This is a genomic window from Klenkia terrae (genome assembly GCF_900491935.1).
In the GTDB taxonomy this organism is placed as follows: Bacteria; Actinomycetota; Actinomycetes; order Mycobacteriales; family Geodermatophilaceae; genus Klenkia; species Klenkia terrae.
The window spans coordinates 4,163,814-4,180,263 of the sequence record NZ_UEXK01000004.1; the positions used below are offsets into that span (position 1 = coordinate 4,163,814).

Annotated in this window: 18 protein-coding genes and 1 pseudogene; 12 read left to right on the forward strand and 7 right to left on the reverse strand. The window is 73.8% G+C overall.

The genetic code is table 11. The annotated features are described in order from the left end of the window. The first annotated feature begins 23 nt into the window (after window positions 1–23). Entirely contained in the window at window positions 24–1,433 is a 1,410-nt protein-coding gene (locus tag LFA75_RS20665; RefSeq protein WP_225235470.1) for an SPFH domain-containing protein, read from the forward strand. Between the two features lie 51 nt (window positions 1,434–1,484). Here the strand turns inward: LFA75_RS20665 and LFA75_RS20670 are convergent, their stop codons facing one another. Together LFA75_RS20670 and LFA75_RS24335 are read right to left on the reverse strand one after the other, a co-directional pair. Further along, complete coding sequence (locus LFA75_RS20670) at window positions 1,485–2,279, reverse strand: RNA polymerase sigma factor SigF (RefSeq protein ID WP_225235471.1); 795 nt, start codon at window positions 2,277–2,279, stop codon at window positions 1,485–1,487. A gap of 98 nt (window positions 2,280–2,377) precedes the next feature. Further along, a pseudogene (locus LFA75_RS24335) lies at window positions 2,378–2,530 on the reverse strand (IS982 family transposase); the annotation flags it as partial. A 96-nt stretch (window positions 2,531–2,626) separates the two neighbouring features. On the opposite strand from LFA75_RS24335, the gene LFA75_RS20675 reads away from it, so the two are divergent. Next, window positions 2,627–3,649, forward strand: a complete 1,023-nt coding sequence (locus LFA75_RS20675; RefSeq protein ID WP_225235472.1) for a DNA topoisomerase IB — start codon at window positions 2,627–2,629, stop codon at window positions 3,647–3,649. Between the two features lie 90 nt (window positions 3,650–3,739). Here the strand turns inward: LFA75_RS20675 and LFA75_RS20680 are convergent, their stop codons facing one another. Then, a complete protein-coding gene (locus LFA75_RS20680) occupies window positions 3,740–4,141 on the reverse strand; it encodes an STAS domain-containing protein (RefSeq protein WP_225235473.1) in 402 nt (133 codons plus the stop codon). 188 nt (window positions 4,142–4,329) lie between these two features. Further along, window positions 4,330–4,740, reverse strand: a complete 411-nt coding sequence (locus LFA75_RS20685) for a hypothetical protein (protein ID WP_225235474.1) — start codon at window positions 4,738–4,740, stop codon at window positions 4,330–4,332. 76 nt (window positions 4,741–4,816) lie between these two features. Between LFA75_RS20685 and LFA75_RS20690 the strand changes: the two genes are divergently transcribed. The 6 genes from LFA75_RS20690 (at window position 4,817) to LFA75_RS20715 (ending at window position 10,443) form a co-directional block, all read left to right on the forward strand. After that, on the forward strand, window positions 4,817–5,344 hold the full coding sequence (locus LFA75_RS20690) for a DUF1360 domain-containing protein (protein WP_225235475.1): 528 nt from the start codon (window positions 4,817–4,819) through the stop codon (window positions 5,342–5,344). Between the two features lie 48 nt (window positions 5,345–5,392). Beyond that, the gene (ku, locus tag LFA75_RS20695) at window positions 5,393–6,343 is read left to right on the forward strand and encodes a non-homologous end joining protein Ku (RefSeq protein WP_225235476.1); all 951 of its coding nucleotides are present in this window, start codon (window positions 5,393–5,395) and stop codon (window positions 6,341–6,343) included. Window positions 6,344–6,347: 4 nt separating this feature from the next. Then, window positions 6,348–7,298 carry a non-homologous end-joining DNA ligase gene (gene ligD / locus LFA75_RS20700; protein ID WP_225235477.1) on the forward strand — a complete coding sequence of 317 codons (951 nt, stop codon included), beginning with the start codon at window positions 6,348–6,350 and terminating at the stop codon, window positions 7,296–7,298. Then, complete coding sequence (gene ligD / locus LFA75_RS20705) at window positions 7,295–8,179, forward strand: non-homologous end-joining DNA ligase (RefSeq protein WP_225235478.1); 885 nt, start codon at window positions 7,295–7,297, stop codon at window positions 8,177–8,179. Before ligD (LFA75_RS20700) ends, ligD (LFA75_RS20705) begins: the two co-directional genes overlap by 4 nt. A 23-nt stretch (window positions 8,180–8,202) precedes the next feature. Beyond that, a complete protein-coding gene (gene purU / locus LFA75_RS20710) occupies window positions 8,203–9,060 on the forward strand; it encodes a formyltetrahydrofolate deformylase (protein WP_225235479.1) in 858 nt (285 codons plus the stop codon). A 105-nt stretch (window positions 9,061–9,165) separates the two neighbouring features. Continuing rightward, window positions 9,166–10,443: an MFS transporter gene (locus LFA75_RS20715; RefSeq protein WP_225235480.1), complete on the forward strand. Its 1,278-nt coding sequence runs from the start codon at window positions 9,166–9,168 to the stop codon at window positions 10,441–10,443. Here the strand turns inward: LFA75_RS20715 and LFA75_RS20720 are convergent, their stop codons facing one another. After that, complete coding sequence (locus tag LFA75_RS20720) at window positions 10,444–11,379, reverse strand: proteasome assembly chaperone family protein (protein ID WP_225235481.1); 936 nt, start codon at window positions 11,377–11,379, stop codon at window positions 10,444–10,446. It lies immediately after the preceding gene. Between the two features lie 115 nt (window positions 11,380–11,494). On the opposite strand from LFA75_RS20720, the gene LFA75_RS20725 reads away from it, so the two are divergent. Then, window positions 11,495–11,761 carry a DUF3253 domain-containing protein gene (locus tag LFA75_RS20725; protein ID WP_225235482.1) on the forward strand — a complete coding sequence of 89 codons (267 nt, stop codon included), beginning with the start codon at window positions 11,495–11,497 and terminating at the stop codon, window positions 11,759–11,761. On the opposite strand, the gene LFA75_RS20730 is transcribed toward LFA75_RS20725, so the two are convergent. Next, the gene (locus LFA75_RS20730) at window positions 11,758–13,041 is read right to left on the reverse strand and encodes an AI-2E family transporter (protein ID WP_225235483.1); all 1,284 of its coding nucleotides are present in this window, start codon (window positions 13,039–13,041) and stop codon (window positions 11,758–11,760) included. The two genes, LFA75_RS20725 and LFA75_RS20730, sit on opposite strands and share 4 nt — an antisense overlap. A gap of 93 nt (window positions 13,042–13,134) precedes the next feature. On the opposite strand from LFA75_RS20730, the gene LFA75_RS20735 reads away from it, so the two are divergent. Genes LFA75_RS20735 through LFA75_RS20745 form a run of 3 tightly spaced genes read left to right on the forward strand, consistent with a single transcriptional unit; the run spans window position 13,135 to window position 14,858 of the window. Beyond that, complete coding sequence (locus tag LFA75_RS20735; RefSeq protein WP_225235484.1) at window positions 13,135–13,602, forward strand: PPOX class F420-dependent oxidoreductase; 468 nt, start codon at window positions 13,135–13,137, stop codon at window positions 13,600–13,602. A 39-nt stretch (window positions 13,603–13,641) separates the two neighbouring features. Further along, on the forward strand, window positions 13,642–14,235 hold the full coding sequence (locus LFA75_RS20740) for a hypothetical protein (RefSeq protein WP_225235485.1): 594 nt from the start codon (window positions 13,642–13,644) through the stop codon (window positions 14,233–14,235). Then, the gene (locus LFA75_RS20745; RefSeq protein ID WP_225235486.1) at window positions 14,232–14,858 is read left to right on the forward strand and encodes a hypothetical protein; all 627 of its coding nucleotides are present in this window, start codon (window positions 14,232–14,234) and stop codon (window positions 14,856–14,858) included. The genes LFA75_RS20740 and LFA75_RS20745 overlap by 4 nt, the downstream gene beginning before the upstream one ends. Before the next feature lie 13 nt (window positions 14,859–14,871). Here LFA75_RS20745 and LFA75_RS20750 read toward each other — a convergent pair whose 3' ends face one another. Next, window positions 14,872–16,416: a helix-turn-helix domain-containing protein gene (locus tag LFA75_RS20750; RefSeq protein ID WP_225235487.1), complete on the reverse strand. Its 1,545-nt coding sequence runs from the start codon at window positions 16,414–16,416 to the stop codon at window positions 14,872–14,874. Window positions 16,417–16,450: the final 34 nt, after the last annotated feature.

Here is a 16,450-nt window from a genome sequence, read left to right on the forward strand (position 1 = left end):
CCGACGTCAGGAGCCCACCCCCCGTGGAAGCCCTCATCGCACTGCTCGTGATCGCCGTCCTGGTGATCATCGTGCTCGCCAAGAGCGTCACGATCGTCCCGCAGGCCCAGGCCAAGGTGGTCGAGCGCTTCGGCCGCTACAGCCGCACGCTGTCGCCCGGCCTGGCGATCCTGGTCCCCTTCGCCGACCGGGTGCGCGCCACCATCGACCTGCGCGAGCAGGTCATCAGCTTCCCGCCGCAGCCGGTGATCACCGCCGACAACCTGCAGGTCGGGATCGACACCGTCGTGTACTTCCAGGTGACCGACCCGCGGCTGGCCGTCTACGGCATCGCGAACTACATCACCGGCATGGAGCAGCTGACCACCACGACGCTGCGCAACGTCGTCGGCGGGCTGAACCTCGAGGGCGCCCTGACCGGCCGCGACGGGATCAACTCCCAGCTGCGCTCGGTGCTCGACGGCACGACCGGCCCATGGGGCCTGCGCGTGGCCCGGGTGGAGATCAAGGCCATCGACCCGCCGCTGTCCATCCAGGACTCGATGGAGAAGCAGATGCGTGCCGACCGCGACAAGCGGGCGACGATCCTCACCGCCGAGGGCCAGCGGCAGTCGGCGATCATGACCGCCGAGGGCCAGAAGGCCAGCCAGATCCTCGCCGCCGAGGGCCACAAGACCGCGGCGATCCTGGAGGCCGAGGCCGAGCGGCAGTCCCGCATCCTGCGCGCCGAGGGTGAGCGCGCGGCGCTCTTCCTGCAGGCGCAGGGCCAGGCCAAGTCGATCGAGACCGTCTTCCAGGCCATCCACGACGGCAAGCCCGACCAGGGCCTGCTGGCCTACCAGTACCTGCAGACGCTGCCCAAGATCGCCCAGGGCGACGCGAACAAGATGTGGATCGTGCCCAGCGAGTTCTCCTCCGCGCTGGAGGGGCTGGCCAACCTCGGCGGCGCCGGCAAGGGCCCGGCCGCGGACGGCGAGCCCCGCCGGTCCTGGCTGGACGTCGACGCCCAGGAGTCCGCGCCCGCCTCGGCGCCGGCCCAGCGGCTGGACACCTCCGACTGGTTCGAGTCCCGGGTGCCCCGGGCCGCCGACCAGCCCGAGGCCAAGCTGGAGATGAGCACGCTGGACGACGTCGCGCCGGAGGCCCCGCACCCGTCGATGCCCAGCACGCCCTCGATCGCCGAGCTGACCGCCGACGTCCAGGAGTCCGGGGCCGCGGCCGACCCGCGCAACCAGCCGGCCGACGAGCCCGAGGACGGTGGGGACGACGGGACCCCGATGCCGCCCTCGCCCTACGGTCAGCAGGGCCCGCAGCAGGGTCAGCAGGGGTCGCAGGGCGGGCAGTACGACGGCCCGCCGCCGCAGTGGCAGCAGCAGCAGGGCCCGCCGCCCGGCTGGCAGCAGGGCCCGCCCCCGGGTTACCAGGGCCGCTGAGACACCGAACCCCCCGTGCCGACCGGCACGGGGGGTTCGTCGTGGTGGGGCTCAGTCGTCCTTGAGCAGGCCCTCGCGGAGCTTCGCCAGGGTCTGGGCGAGCAGCCGGGACACGTGCATCTGGGAGATGCCGATGTCGGCGGCGATCTGCGACTGCGTCATGTTGCCGAAGAACCGCAGGATGAGGATCCGGCGCTCGCGGGCCGGGATGGTGGCCAGCAGCGGCTGCAGCGACTCCCGGTACTCCACGCCCTCCAGCGCGGCGTCCTCCTGGCCCAGCGTCGCGGCCAGCGTGGGGGAGTCCTCCTCGCCGGACAGGCGCTCGTCCAGCGACGAGGACCGGTAGGCGTTGGCCACCTGCAGGCCCTCGAGCACCTCGGCCCGCGGGATGCCCAGGTACTCGGCCAGCTCGGACGGGTTGGGCGCCCGCCCGTTCTTCTGGGCCAGCTCGCCGACCGCGGCGTTCAGCGACAGGTGCAGCTCCTGCAGCCGGCGCGGCACCCGCACCGACCAGCCCTGGTCGCGGAAGTGCCGCTTGATCTCCCCGGTGATGGTGGGGACGGCGAAGGACAGGAACTCCACGCCGCGGGTGGGGTCGAACCGGTCGATCGCCGCGATCAGGCCCAGCGTGCCGACCTGCAGCAGGTCGTCGAAGGGCTCGCCGCGGTTGCTGAACCGGCGGGCGAAGTGCCGGACCAGGGGCAGGTGCTCCTGGACGAGGGTCTCCCGCAGCCGCTCGCGGCGCGGGTCGTCGGGGTCCAGGCCGGCGAGCTCGACGAACAGCGGCGCGGTGCGCTCGGCCCGGCGGCGGTTCTCCGACACCGGGGCGACCACCTCCGCGACCACCTCGGCGACCTCCGCCTCCGCGACCTCCTCCTCGGCGACCGCGGCCTCCGGGGAGGCCGCGGTCGCCGAGGAGGAGGTCGCGGAGGCGGAGGTCGCNCGGAATGGACTCCCAGTAGCGCTTGGGCCACGGCCAAGGTGAGCAGCTCGGCGTCGGTCAGCCGCGGAGGGCGCCCCACACGTGAGCGAGGGCCCAGGTAGTCGTCGATGCGGACATAGAGTGAGGTCAGGAGGGTGTTGAGGTCGGTCGTCACAACCCGTACCCCAGCACCCTCCGCCCTGAAATCACACCCGTGTCATTCGGACTTACTCATCTAGGGGGCAGCCGTGTTTGCGCCGGTCCCCGCTGGGTGAACAGCACCGGGATGAGGTTGCGGCGCAGCGACGTGGGCGCCCCCGGCTGGACCCGTCGACGGGCCGGCCGGGGCTGGACCTACCGCGACGAGCACGGCTCGGTCATCCGCGACGACCGGCGGGCGCGGGTCGAGGCGCTGGCCATCCCGCCGGCGTGGCGCGACGTGTGGATCTGTCCGTGGCCGCACGGCCACATCCAGGCCACCGGCGTGGACGCGGCCGGCCGACGGCAGTACCGCTACCACGACCAGTGGCGCGTCCAGCGGGACGCGGCCAAGCACGAGCGCGTGCTGGAGATCAGCCACCACCTGCCCGACGTGCGCGACGAGGTCGCCGCGGCGCTGCGCCGGCGGGGGCTGGGCCGGGAGCGGGTGCTGGCCGCCGCCGTCCGGTTGCTGGACCTGGGGGCGTTCCGGGTCGGCAGCGACCAGTACACCGAGGACAACGGCACCTACGGGCTGGCCACGCTGCGCCGGGACCACGTGGACGTCCGCGGGCGGACGGTCGCCTTCTGCTACCTGGCCAAGGGCGGCAAGCAGCGGGAGATCGAGGTGGCCGACGCACCCACCGCCACGGTGGTGCAGCAGCTGCTGGACCGGCCGGGGTCGACGGGGGAGGAGCTGCTGGCTTGGCAGAACCCGGACGGCAGCTGGCGGGACGTGCACAGCGACGACGTGAACGCCTACCTGCGCGAGGTGTCCGGCGCGGAGATCACCGCCAAGGACTTCCGGACCTGGACGGCGACGGTGCTGATGGCGGTGCTGCTGGCCGAGCAGGCCGACGCCGCCTCGGCGTCCCGGCGCACGAAGGCCGTGCGGGAGGCGTACCGGACGGTCTCCGACCAGCTGGGCAACACCCCGGCCGTGTGCCGGCAGAGCTACGTCGACCCGCGGGTGGTGGACCGGTTCGAGCACGGCGAGACGATCGCCGTGGCTCTCGCGGAGGCTGCCGGTGCCGCCGACGACCGGGAGCGCCAGCGCACCCTGGAGGCCGCGGTCTGCCGCCTGCTGTCCGCCTAGGCCTGACGGCTGCCGGCCCCGGACGGCGCAGGACCCCGGGTGCCGCCGAGGCGGTCCGGGGTCCTGGGTGGTTCAGGTGTCAAGCGGAGGTCAGGCGTTGCCGTCGACGATGGTGAACAGGTCGATCAGGCCAGTCACCTCGAGCGGGCGGGTGACCGCCCGGGTGGAGGCGACGAGCTTGAGGCCGACCTCGCGGCTGCGGGCGGACTTCTGCGTCTCGACGAGCACGGCGAGCCCGGCCGAGCCGAGGAACTGCACCCCGCACAGGTCGATGACCAGTTCCTCGGGCTGCAGCTCCAGCTGGGTGTCCAGCGAGGCGCGCAGCACCGGCGCGGTGAAGGTGTCCACCTCGCCCACGACCGTCACCGTGACCGTGCCGTCGGCGTCCGAGGACGTCGAGAGGGTGATCACGTCGTCGAAGGGTGCGTCGGCCGTGTCGGTGGCAGCCGACGCGTCGCGCTGCCCCTCGGCGGGCAGGTCAGATGAGGTCACGGACTGGAGCTCCTCTCAGCGGCGTGGCCCGACGGGCGCACATCAGCGCTTACAACGTACCTGCTGCACGGACCGGTCGACGCGGTGCGTCCGGTCTCGGGAAGCTGGTGGCTCAACCGCCCGGTCGGACCCTAGACAGGCCCGCACCGGGCCACAAGTCCGGGGCCGCCCGGGGCGGCTGCCGGGTCTCAGCCGTCGGTCAGGTGCATCGCGCCCTCCTCGGGACCCTCCCCGCCGATCGACTCCTCGTCGGTGGCCAGCACATCGTCCCCGACCGAGTCGGTGCCCGACACGTCGCCCGGCTCGTCGTCCTGGTCGAGCTGGACGGCCCGGTCGGGGTCGGCGGCCGGGCGGGTGCCGGGGTCGACGTCCACGTCGGGCTCCTCGCGGGCCAGCCGGCCGTCCAGCGGCTCGCCCTCGGCCTGCTCGGCGGCGGTGGTGCCGAAGTCGTCGCTGGCGCCGGCGGTCTCCCGACCCATGTCGGGGGCGAACTGGGGGTCCTCGGCGAGGGCGGACTCGGGGTTGTCGTCGGCGATCTCGGGGATGCCGTCGTCCTCGGGGAACTGGTCGCGGGCGGTCTGGCCCTCCGGGTGCGTCATGACCGCCCCCTACCCGCGCCGCGCGGGCCGACACACCGTGGTTGAGCCGGTCACCGGCCCGGGTAGCGCGACCGCCATGTCCGTTCCGGAGAAGGTCGGGTCCTGGGCCCGCACGCAGCAGCAGGAGTACGCGCACGGCGAGCCGCGGCCACTGGGTGGCCTGCTGGCGGCGGTGGGGGTCTACGGGGCGCTGACGGCGGCCGGCGCGGTGGCCCTGCGCGCATCGGGCCGTCCGCTGCCCGACCGCATCCCGGTCGGCGACGCGCTGCTGCTCACCGTCGGCACGTTCCGGCTGGCCCGCACGGTCGCCAAGGACCCGGTGACCAGCCCGCTGCGGGCACCGTTCACCGCGTTCCGGGGCACCTCGGGCGAGGCGGAGGTGGCCGAGGAGATCCGGGAGCACGGGGGCTGGAAGCACGCGGTGGGGGAGCTGGTGACCTGCCCGTTCTGCCTGGCGCAGTGGATCGGCACCGGGTTCGTGCTGTCCTGGGTCGCCGCGCCCCGGGCCACCCGGCTGGCCGGGCTGGTGATGACGGTGGTCGCCGGCGCCGACGTCGGGCAGTTCGTCTACGACAAGCTGCAGTCCGACGCGACCGGGGACTGACCCGCGCGAGGGAGTGCGGGGTCACCCCGCTGTCCCTACGCTGTGATCATGGCCCGTCCGGGCCCCGGGGTGGAGGTCTGCGCGGTGCGGTCGATCTGGAAGGGCGCGGTCTCCTTCGGGCTTGTCTCGATCGCGGTGAAGCTGTACTCGGCCACCGAGGACCACGACGTCAAGTTCCACCAGGTGCACAAGACCGACGGCGGCCGGGTGAAGTACCGCCGGGTCTGCTCGGTCGACGGCGAGGAGATCGAGTACCGGGACATCGCCAAGGGCTTCGAGCTGCCCAGCGGCGAGCTGGTGGTGCTCACCGACGCCGACATGGAGGAGCTGCCGCTGGGCAGCACCCACGAGATCGAGGTGCTGCAGTTCGTCGAGCAGTCCGAGATCGACCCGATCCACTTCGAGAAGACCTACTACCTCGAGCCCGAGGGCACCGCGACCCGCCCCTACGTCCTGCTGCGCACCGCGCTGGAGAACGCCGGCCAGGTCGCCATCACCAAGATCGCGATCCGGCAGCGGGAGTCGCTGGCCGCGCTGCGGGTCCGCGACGGCGTCCTGGTGCTGCACACCATGCGCTGGCCCGACGAGATCCGGGCGCCGGAGTTCGGCTTCCTCGACGAGGACGTCACCGCCAAGCCCGCCGAGCTCAAGATGGCCGAGTCGCTGATCTCCACGATGAGCGGTGAGTTCGACCCCAGCGTCTTCACCGACGACTACAAGGAGGCGATGGCCAAGCTGCTGGAGGCCAAGCAGGCCGGTGGTGAGGTCGTCCGTCCCGAGGAGACCGAGGAGGACGAGGACGACGGCTCGGTCGTCGACCTGATGAGCGCCCTGCGGCGCAGCGTGGAGAAGGCCGGCAAGAAGCCCGCCGCCGAGGCCGACGACGACGCCGAGGAGCCGCCGGCGAAGAAGGCGCCCGCCCAGAAGGCGGCGGCGAAGAAGGCCGCGCCGGCGAAGAAGGCCCCGGCCAAGAAGGCCGCCGCCTCCAAGTCCGCCTGAGGTGGTGGACGAGGGCACCCGGCCGATGCTGGCCGTCGCCGGGGAGCTGCCGCGCACCGACGACGGCTGGGCCTACGAGTTCAAGTGGGACGGCGTCCGCGTGCTCGCCCACGTCTCCGGCGGGCAGCTGCGGCTGCGGGCGCGCAGCGGCACCGACGTCACCGACCGGTACCCCGAGCTGATGGCGCTGCCCGACTCGCTGGCCGACCGGGACGCCGTCCTCGACGGCGAGGTCGTGGCCCTGGACGACCAGGGCCGGCCGGACTTCGGGCTGCTCCAGCAGCGCATGCACCTGACCGGCCCGGAGGTCGCCCGCACCGCGCGGCGGGTGCCGGCGTCCTACTTCGTGTTCGACCTGCTGGCCCTGGACGGCGAGTCCCTGCTGGACCGGCCCTACCGCGAGCGCCGGGAGCTGCTGGACGCCCTCGAGCCCGCGGCCCGGCGGTGGTCCCCGACCCCCTGGTTCGACACCGACGGCGCCGGGGTGCAGGCCGCCAGCCGGGAGCACGGGCTGGAGGGCGTGGTCGCCAAGCGGCTGGCGTCGCCGTACCGGCCCGGGGGCCGCGGTCCGGAGTGGCTGAAGATCAAGAACGTGCAGCACCAGTCGGTCGTGGTGGGTGGCTGGCGGCCCGGCAACGGCCGGCGGGCCGGCGGCATCGGCTCGCTGCTGGTCGGCGTGCAAGGTCCCGATGGCCTGCGCTACGCCGGGCGGGTGGGCACCGGCTTCACCGACCGTGCGCTGCGCCAGCTCGCCGGGCAGGTCGCCGGCCGGACGACGTCCCCCTTCGCCGGGGAGGTGCCCGCCGACGTCGTCCGCGAGGCGCACTGGGTGGAGCCCGAGCTGGTCGGCGAGGTGGTGTTCGCCGGCTGGACCGGGGACGGCCACCTGCGGCACCCGGCCTGGCGGGGCCTGCGGGACGACGTCGCGCCGGCCGCCGTGGAGCCCGAGTCGTGAGCCGGCAGCGGGTCTCGGTCGGGGGCCGGCAGCTGGAGGTCTCCAACCTGGACAAGGTGCTGTTCCCCGAGGTCGGGTTCACCAAGGCCGAGGTCATCCAGTACTACGTGCAGGTCGCGCCGGTGCTCCTGCCGCACCTGGCCGGCCGGCCGGTCACCTTCACCCGCTGGCCGCACGGGGTGGACGGCGCCTCGTTCTTCGAGAAGAACAACGCCCGGCACGCCCCGGCCTGGGTCCGGCACGTGGTGGTGCCGGCGCCCGGGTCGACCAAGGACCGCGAGACCCTGGACATGGTGCTGCTCACCGAGGTCCCCGACCTGGCGTGGTCGGCGAACCTGGCCGCGCTGGAGCTGCACGTGCCGCAGTGGCGGGTGGACGACGACGGCGTCCCGCAGCTGCCCGACCTGCTGGTGCTCGACCTGGACCCGGGCCCGGGCACCGGCGTCGCCGAGTGCGCCGCCCTGGCGCTGCGGCTGCGGGAACGGCTGGTGGACGACGGCCTGGACCCGGTGGTGAAGACGTCGGGGTCCAAGGGGCTGCAGGTCTACGCCCCGATCCGCTGCACCGACCCCGACCACCCGTCCCGGTACGCCAAGGCGCTGGCTCAGGCCCTGACCGAGGAGACCCCGGACGAGGTCGTCTGGCGGATGGAGAAGGTGCTGCGGCCGGGCAAGGTGCTGGTCGACTGGAGCCAGAACAACACGGCCAAGACGACCGTCGCGCCGTACTCGCTGCGGGCCCGGGCCGGCGCGACGGTGTCCACCCCGGTGGCCTGGGCGGAGCTCGACGGCCCGCTGGTCTTCGACACCGCCGACGTGCTCGCGCGGGTCGAGGAGCAGGGGGACCTGTTCGCCGTCGGGGAGCCCGCCGACCTGCCCTGACGGGTCTGGGATCATCTCCGCCCGTGTCCCTGACCCACACCGGCCGGCTGGTCGTCCGCTGTCCCGACCGCCCCGGCATCGTCGCCGTCCTGTCCCGGCTGATGGCCGACGCCGGCGCGAACATCACCGACTCCCAGCAGCACAGCTCCGACCCGACCGGCGGCACGTTCACGCTGCGGCTGGAGTTCGTGCTCGACGACCTCGCCGGGCGCCGTCCCGAGCTGGAGGCCGCGCTGGCCGGCCTCGCCGCCGACTGGGACATGACCTGGCGGCTGACCCTGGCCGCCGACCGGCCCCGGGTCGCGGTGTTCGTGTCCAAGACCGACCACGTGCTGCAGGAGCTGCTCTACCGGGTCAGCGCCGGTGACCTGGCGGCCGAGATCGCCGTCGTCATCTCCAACCACCCCGACCTGGAGCCCGTCGCGGCCGCGCACGGCGTCCCGTTCCACCACGTGCCGGTGACTCCCGGGACCAAGGCCGAGGCCGAGGCCCGCGCCCTGGAGCTGGTGGGGGACTGCGACCTGGTGGTGCTGGCCCGGTACATGCAGATCGTGTCCGCGGAGTTCTGCGCCCGGTTCCCCGAGCGGCTGATCAACATCCACCACTCGTTCCTCCCGGCCTTCGTGGGCGCCAACCCCTACCAGGCCGCCGCCGACCGCGGCGTGAAGCTGATCGGGGCCACCGCCCACTACGTCACCGCGGAGCTCGACGCCGGGCCGATCATCGAGCAGGAGGTCGCCCGGATCGACCACCGCGCCACCGTGGAGGACATGCGCCGGGTGGGCCGCTACGTGGAGCGCCAGGTCCTCGCCCAGGCCGTCACCTGGCACGTGGAGGACCGGGTCATCGTCGACGGCGCCAAGACCATCGTCTTCGCATGACCGGACGCCCCGGGACGGTTCCCGCTGGGTGGCAGCTCCGGGTGGTGGGGCGCACAGCCGCTTCCTAGAGTCGGCGGGTCAGCGTCGACACACCGGAGGTCGCCCGTGTCCAGCTCCACCCGCGCCGACCGCCCGGCGGTGACCCGCGCCGCCGGCTGGGTCGCCCCGCTCTGCTGGGTGGCGGTCCTGCTCGACGGGTTCGACCTCGTCGTCGTCGGCACCGTCGTCCCGACCCTGCTCACGCCCGACGGTTTCTCGCTGTCGGGGTCCGGCGCCACGGCCGTGGTGACGATCGGGCTGGTCGGCATGACGATCGGTGCGCTGTCGATCGGCGCGCTCACCGACGTCCTGGGCCGGCGCAAGGCGCTGATCGGCGCCGTCGTCGCCTTCTCGGTGCTCACCCTGGCCTGCGCGGTGGCCCCGAACGCGTGGGTCTTCGGCGGGCTGCGCTTCCTGGCCGGCGTGGGTCTGGGCGGCTGCCTGCCGACCGCGATCGCGCTGGTCAACGAGTTCAGCCGGCGGGCCGGCCGGGCCACCACGACGGTGATGACCGGCTACCACGTCGGGGCGGTGGCGACCGCGGCCCTGGCGATCGTGGTGATCGAGCCGCTGGGCTGGCGGTGGATGTTCGTGATCGGCGCGCTGCCGGCCCTGGTGCTGGTGCCGTTGATGCTCAAGCACCTGCCGGAGTCCCCGGGCTACCTCGTCGCGCACGGCCGGCGGGCCGAGGCCGAGCAGATCGCCGACGCCTACGGCCTCACCCTCGAACCGGCCGACGCCGCGCCGGAGCCGACGACGGCGGCCACCACCGTGCGGGTCCTCTTCAGCGCCACGTACCTGCGGACGACGCTGGCCATCGGCGTCACGTCGTTCATGGGCCTGCTGCTGGTCTACGGCCTCAACAGCTGGCTGCCCACGATCATGCGCGAGGCCGGCTACGACCTGGGTGCCGCGCTGGCGTTCCTGCTGGCCCTGAACCTCGGCGCGATCGCCGGGTTGCTGGTCGCCGGTCAGGTGGCCGACCGGATCGGGTCCAGGACGGCGGGCATGGCCTGGTTCGCCGCCGGTGCGGTGTTCCTGGCGCTGCTGTCGATCCGGCTGCCCCTGGTGGGCATCTACGTGATGGTCTTCCTGACCGGGTTCTTCGTGTTCAGCGCCCAGGTCCTGGTCTATGCCTTCACCAGCTCCAACCACCCGCCGCACGTCCGGGCCACCGCACTGGGCTGGTCGGCCGGCGTCGGGCGGGTCGGGGCGATCAGCGGGCCCCTGCTGACCGGCGGGCTGGTGACCGCCGGCATCGCCTTCCCGTGGGGCTTCTACCTCTTCGCGGTGGTCGGTGCCCTCGGCGCGCTCGCCTTCGCGGTCACCCGCACCCGCCGCTGATCAGTCGGTGTCGCGGCTGCGGCGGTCCTGCTCGGCGAGGAAGGCCTCGATCTGGTCGGCCATCTCGTCGCCGGTGGGCACCTCGCCGCTGGAGCCCAGCAGCCCGGTGCCCTCGCGGGCGGCGGTGAAGTTGTCGAACTGGGCCTCGAGCTGGGCCACCACAGCGGTGTTCTCCTCGGAGCGGCCGATCTGCTCGTCGATCTCCGAGCGGTGGGTGCGGGCCGCCTCCTCCAGCGTCTCGGTGGGCAGGTGCAGCCCGGTGAGCGTGGCCAGGTGCTCCAGCAGGGTCAGGGAGGCGGCCGGGTAGGTGGCCGAGGCCAGGTAGTGCGGTACGTGGGCGGCCACGCCGAGGGCGTCGACGCCGGCCTCGCCCGCGCGCAGCTCCAGCAGGGCGCCGGCGCTGCCCGGGATCCGCATCTCGCCCCAGTAGACGGGGTAGGAGGCAATCAGGTCCCGCCGGGTGGCGTGCGCGGTGACCGTGACCGGGCGGGTGTGCGGCACCGGCATCGGGATCGCCTGCAGCATCACCATCCGGGTCACCCCGAGGGTCTCGACCAGGCCGAGGACGGCGGTGGTGAACCGCTCCCAGGCGAAGTCCGGCTCGGCGCCGTGCAGCAGCAGGAACGGGGTGCCGCCGTCGTCGTCGACGGCGTAGAGGGTGATCTCCGGGGCGGCGAAGGACTCGTAGTGGTCGCCGGAGAAGGTGATCCGCGGCCGGTGGCCCCGGTAGTCGACCAGGGCGTCGGCGTCGAACTTCGCGACGACCTCGTGCGGCAGGGTGGCCAGCAGGTGCGACCCGGCCAGGGCGCCGGCGTGCGCGGCGTCGTACTCACCGGCCAGGTCGTGCACGAGCACCAGCTCGTCGGCGGCGGTGCGCTCGACCAGCCGCTCGTGGGCGGGCAGCAGTTCGACGAGGTCCTCGGGACGCTGTGGCACGGTCGGGCCCTCCTGGTGGTTCGACGGTTCTCCCCGGATCAGCCCCGGCGGGCCGCGTGGCATTCCCATCGTCCTCGCCTCGCGGCCCGGAGGGGTGACGGGCAGGCTCGTCGGCATGGCGGACGACGGCACCGACGAGCTGGGCGGGCGGCTGGAGCGCCGGATCGAGGAGCTGCTGGACGGGCGGGCGGCGACGTCGTCCATCTGCCCGTCGGACGCCGCGCGGGCCGAGGACCCCGACGACTGGCGGGACCTGATGCCGGCGGCCCGGGACGCCGCGGGCCGGTTGGCGGCCCGCGGCGCGGTGCAGGTGACCCAGCGGGGCGAGGTCGTCGACGTCGCCACCGCCCGCGGGCCCGTGCGGATCCGCCGCCCGCGCTAGTCGCGGACGGGCTCGGCGCTGCGGGTGAGCCGGGCACCCTCGGCGTCGCCGACGAGCTCGGGCACCCGCCCGTCGTCGTCGCGCTCGGGGTGCCGGCCGTCGAGCTGGTCCCGGGCGTAGCGGTAGCCGACGGCCAGCAGCGCGGCGACCGGCACGGCCAGGAAGGCGCCGATGATGCCGGCCAGGCTGGACCCGGCGGTGACGGCCAGGATCACGACGCCGGCGTGCAGCTTGAGGCCCCGGCCCTGCAGGATCGGCTGCAGCACGTTGCCCTCGACCTGCTGGACGACGACCACGATCAGCAGCACCCAGACCGCGGTGCTGAACCCGTTGCTCACCAGGGCGATCAGCACGGCGAAGCCACCGGCCACGAAGGCGCCGATGATCGGGATGAACGCGGCGAAGAAGGTGATGACCGCCAGCGGCAGCACCAGGGGCACGCCGAGGACCAGCAGGCCGATGCCGATGCCCAGGGCGTCGATGAAGCCGACGAGGGCCTGCTGCCGGATGAACTCCGACAGGGTCCGCCAGCTCTGGTGGGAAAGCTCGGCGACGTGCGGGGCGGCGCGCGGTCCGGTCTGCGCGGCCAGCCAGGGCAGGAAGCGCGGGCCGTCCTTGAGGAAGAAGAAGGCCAGCACCAGGGCCAGCACGAGGTTCACCAGGCCGGTGCCGACCGCGCTGGCCCCGGTGAGGGCGAAGTTCGCGATGTCGCCCGCGCTGGACTGCAGCCGGTTGATCGCGTCGTCGACGTACTCGCCGATCTGCTCCTGGCCCAGGTTGAACGGCGGCCCCGACAGCCAGTCCTGCACGCTCTGCAGGCCCGAGCTGACCCCGGTGGCCAGGTCGTTGACCTGGGAGACCACCGGCGGTGCGATGGCCGCGATGATGCCGACGAACGCCGCCAGGAACAGCACGACCGTGGTCAGCGCGGCCAGCGCGGGCGGGAACTTGCCGCGGCGCAGCAGCTTGGTCAGCGGCCACATCACGGTGGAGAACAGCAGCCCGAGGACGACGGGCAGCAGCACCGGCGCCCAGAGCACGCCCAGCACGTACCCGATCACCACGACCGCCCCGGTGACCAGGAGCAACCGCCAGGAGAAGGTCGCCAGCACCTGGGTCGCGGCGCTGAGCCGGGCGGCGCGCTCGGGGCCGGGCACCGGCGCGCTGGTCTCCGAGGGGGGCTCGCCGGAGTCGTCGTGGAAGTCCGCGGGCGGCAGGGCGGACGCTGCGGTGCTGCCCCCGGTGGGTGGGCCGTCGGTGTCCTGCGGGTCGTCGGCCATGGCTTGATCCCAGCACACCCCGGGGGCGCGCACAGGTCGGGAGGGCCCGGCCGCGACGGGCGCGGTGTCGGACCCCCGTCGTAGCGTCCGGGCATGCCGAAGACCGCGACCGCCGACCGCGTCGACCTCGAGGGCCTCGTCGCCTTCCTCCGCCCCCGCCACAAGGCGCTGCTGATGACCCGCCGCGGGGACGGCGAGCCGCAGATCTCGCCGGTCAGCTGCGGGGTGGACGCCGCGGGCCGGATCGTGGTGTCCACCTACCCGCAGCGGGCGAAGACCAGGAACGCCCGGCGCGACGAGCGGGTCACCGTGGTCGTGCTGTCGGATGACTTCGACGGCCCCTGGGTGCAGGTCGACGGCACCGCCGAGGTGCTGGACCTGCCCGAGTCGGTCGAGCCGCTGGTGGAGTACTTCCGGTCGATCAGCGGCGAGCACCCCGACTGGGACGAGTACCGGGCGGCGATGCACCGGCAGGGCAAGTCGCTGATCCGGGTCACCCCGGTGCGGTGGGGGCCGGTCGCGACCGGCGGCTTCCCGCCCGAGCTGGCCGACAAGGATTGAGGCTTGCGCAGGGCTGAGGCAAGCTGTCATGCTTGACGGGTGCCGTTCGTGCTGACCATCGACCAGCGGGGGAGCCGGCGCGGCCCCGACCGGGTGGCCGGCGCCCTCGACGTCCTCGCCGACGTCCCGGTGGTGCTGGGCTTCGAGCGGACGGCCGGCGACGAGTTCCAGGGCGTGCTCGACCGACCGGCCGCCGTGGTCGACGTGCTGGTCAGGCTGGTCCGCGCCGGTGGCTGGAGCGTCGGGATCGGCGCGGGCCCGGTGCAGACCCCCTTGCCGGAGTCGACCCGGGCCGCGACCGGTCCGGCCTTCCTCGCCGCCCGGCGCGCCGTGGACACCGCGAAGACCCGGACGACGCGGCTGGCGGTGCAGGGCGTCGACCAGGAGGCCGCGGCAGACGCGCAGGCCCTGGCGACGGCGCTGGCGGTGCTGCTGCAGCGGCGCAGCCCGCAGGCGTGGGAGGCCATCGACCTGGTCGCCGCCGGCCGGACCCAGGCCGAGGCCGCCGCCGCGCTGGGCATCAGCCGGCAGGCCGTGGGCCAGCGTTTGGCCGCCGCGGCCAACGAGGTCGAGCAGGACCTGCACCCGGTGCTCGCGCGGCTGCTCGGCCGGGCCGAGGGTGGTCGCCGGTGAGCGCCGTCGCCCTCGCGCTGCTGGTGGTGGCCACCGTGCTCGGGGGTCTGGCCGTGCGCCGGGTCGAGGTCGGCCGGGTGCCGCGCAGCCGGGTGCTCGTGGGGGTGCGCGGCGACCGGCGCCGGGGCACCGTGACCGCGGTGGTGCTGGTCGTGCTGGTGGCCGCGGCGGCCGGCGCCGCCTGGGCCGGCGACCCGGCCACCCCGTGGTTGCGCTCCACGGTGGCGCTCGCCGCCGTGGCCGCCGCCGGGCTGGGCGGGGGGCCGGTGGTGACCGCCGTGCTGGCCGCGGCGGACCCGGGCCGTGCGGTCGCCTCGGTCGGCAAGCCCCCCGGTACCGGTCCCGGTGCGGCCGGTGGGCTGGCCGGCGGGGCCGCCGGGGTGGCCGACCCCGACGTGCTGCGCGGCGGTGCCTGGATCGGGGTGCTCGAGCGGCTCGCGCTCACCGCCACCCTGCTGCTGGGCTGGCCCGAGGGTGTGCCGGTGGTGCTGGCGGTGAAGGGCCTGGGCCGGTTCGCCGAGCTCAAGGAGACCCCGGCGGCCGAGCGCTTCATCATCGGCACCCTGACCAGCGTGCTGTGGGCAGGCGCCTGCGCCGGGGTCGCCGTGCTCGCCGCCCGCTGACCCGGGCCGCCCGTCAGTCGGAGAAGACCTCGATCTGGGCGCCCATCTCGACCAGCCGCTCGTAGAGCTGCTCGTAGCCGCGGGCGATGATGTCCACGTTGCGCAGCACCGAGGTGCCCTTGCAGGCCAGCATCGCCAGCAGGATGCAGACCGCGGGGCGCAGGGCCGGCGGGCAGACGATCTCGGCCGCCGACCAGTGCGTCGGGCCGGTGACCAGCACCCGGTGCGGGTCCAGCAGCCGGACGTCGGCACCCAGCCGGGTCAGGTCCGACAGGTGGATGGCCCGGTTGTCGTAGACCCAGTCGTGGATCAGCGTGCCGCCGGTCGCGGTCGCCGCGATGACGGCGAAGAACGGCAGGTTGTCGATGTTGAGCCCAGGGAAGGGCATCGGGTGCACCTTGTCGATCGGCGCCTTGAGCTCCGAGGGGTGGATGGTCACGTCGACCAGCCGGGTGCGGCCGTTCTCGGCCGGGTACTCCGCGGACAGGTCGTAGCGCAGGCCCATCTCGCCCAGGATCGCCAGCTCGATCTCCAGGAACTCGATCGGCGCCCGGCACACGGTCAGCTCCGACCCGGTCACGATGCCCGCGGTCAGCAGGCTCATCGCCTCGACCGGGTCCTCGCTGGGGGTGTAGTCGACCTCGGCGTCGAGCTGGGTGCGCCCGTGCACGACCAGGGTGGTGGTGCCGAAGCCGTCGATCCGGACGCCGAGCAGCTCCAGGTACAGGCAGAGGTCCTGGACCATGTAGTTCGAGCTGGCGTTCCGGATCGTCGTCCGGCCGTCGTGCCGGGCCGCGGCCAGCAGCGCGTTCTCGGTGACGGTGTCCCCGCGCTCGGTCAGCACGATGGTGCGGTCGCGGGCCTCGGGCTCGGTGACGGTGGCCTGGTACTCCCCGGCGTGCGCCTCGATCTCCAGCCCGAAGTGCCGCAGCGCGATCATGTGCGGCTCGATCGTGCGGGTGCCCAGGTCGCAGCCGCCGGCGTAGGGCAGCCGGAACTCCGGCTCCCGGTGGATCAGCGGGCCCAGGAACATGATGATGCTGCGGGTCCGGCGGGCCGCGTCGGCGTCGATGGCGGCCAGGTCGAGGGCCTCGGGGACGACGATGGTCAGGTCCCGGCCGGCGGTGTCCCAGGTCGCCTGGACGCCGATGGAGCGCAGCACGTCCAGGATCCGCTCGACCTCGACGATCCGGGCCACGTTGCGCAGGGTGGTGGTGCCCCGGTTCAGCAGCGAGGCGCACAGCAGGGCGACCGCGGCGTTCTTGCTGCTCTTCACCGTCACCGACCCGGACAGCGCACCGCCGCCGGTGACCCGCAGGTGGGTGGGCCCGCCGCGGCCGACGGTGATCAGCTCGCTGTCCAGCGCGGCGGACAGCCGGCCCAGCAGCTCCAGGGTGAGGTTCTGCGCGCCCTGCTCGATCCGGGCGACGGCGCTCTGGCTGGTGCCCAGCCGCTCGGCGAGCTGGGTCTGCGTCAGGCCGTGGTGCCGGCGGGCATCGCGCACCAGGCTGCCGATCTGGCGCAGGGACTGACCGGTGGCTTCTTCGGTGAGGGACATCGGGGGCGACGATATCTCAGTTGTGAGATGGCTG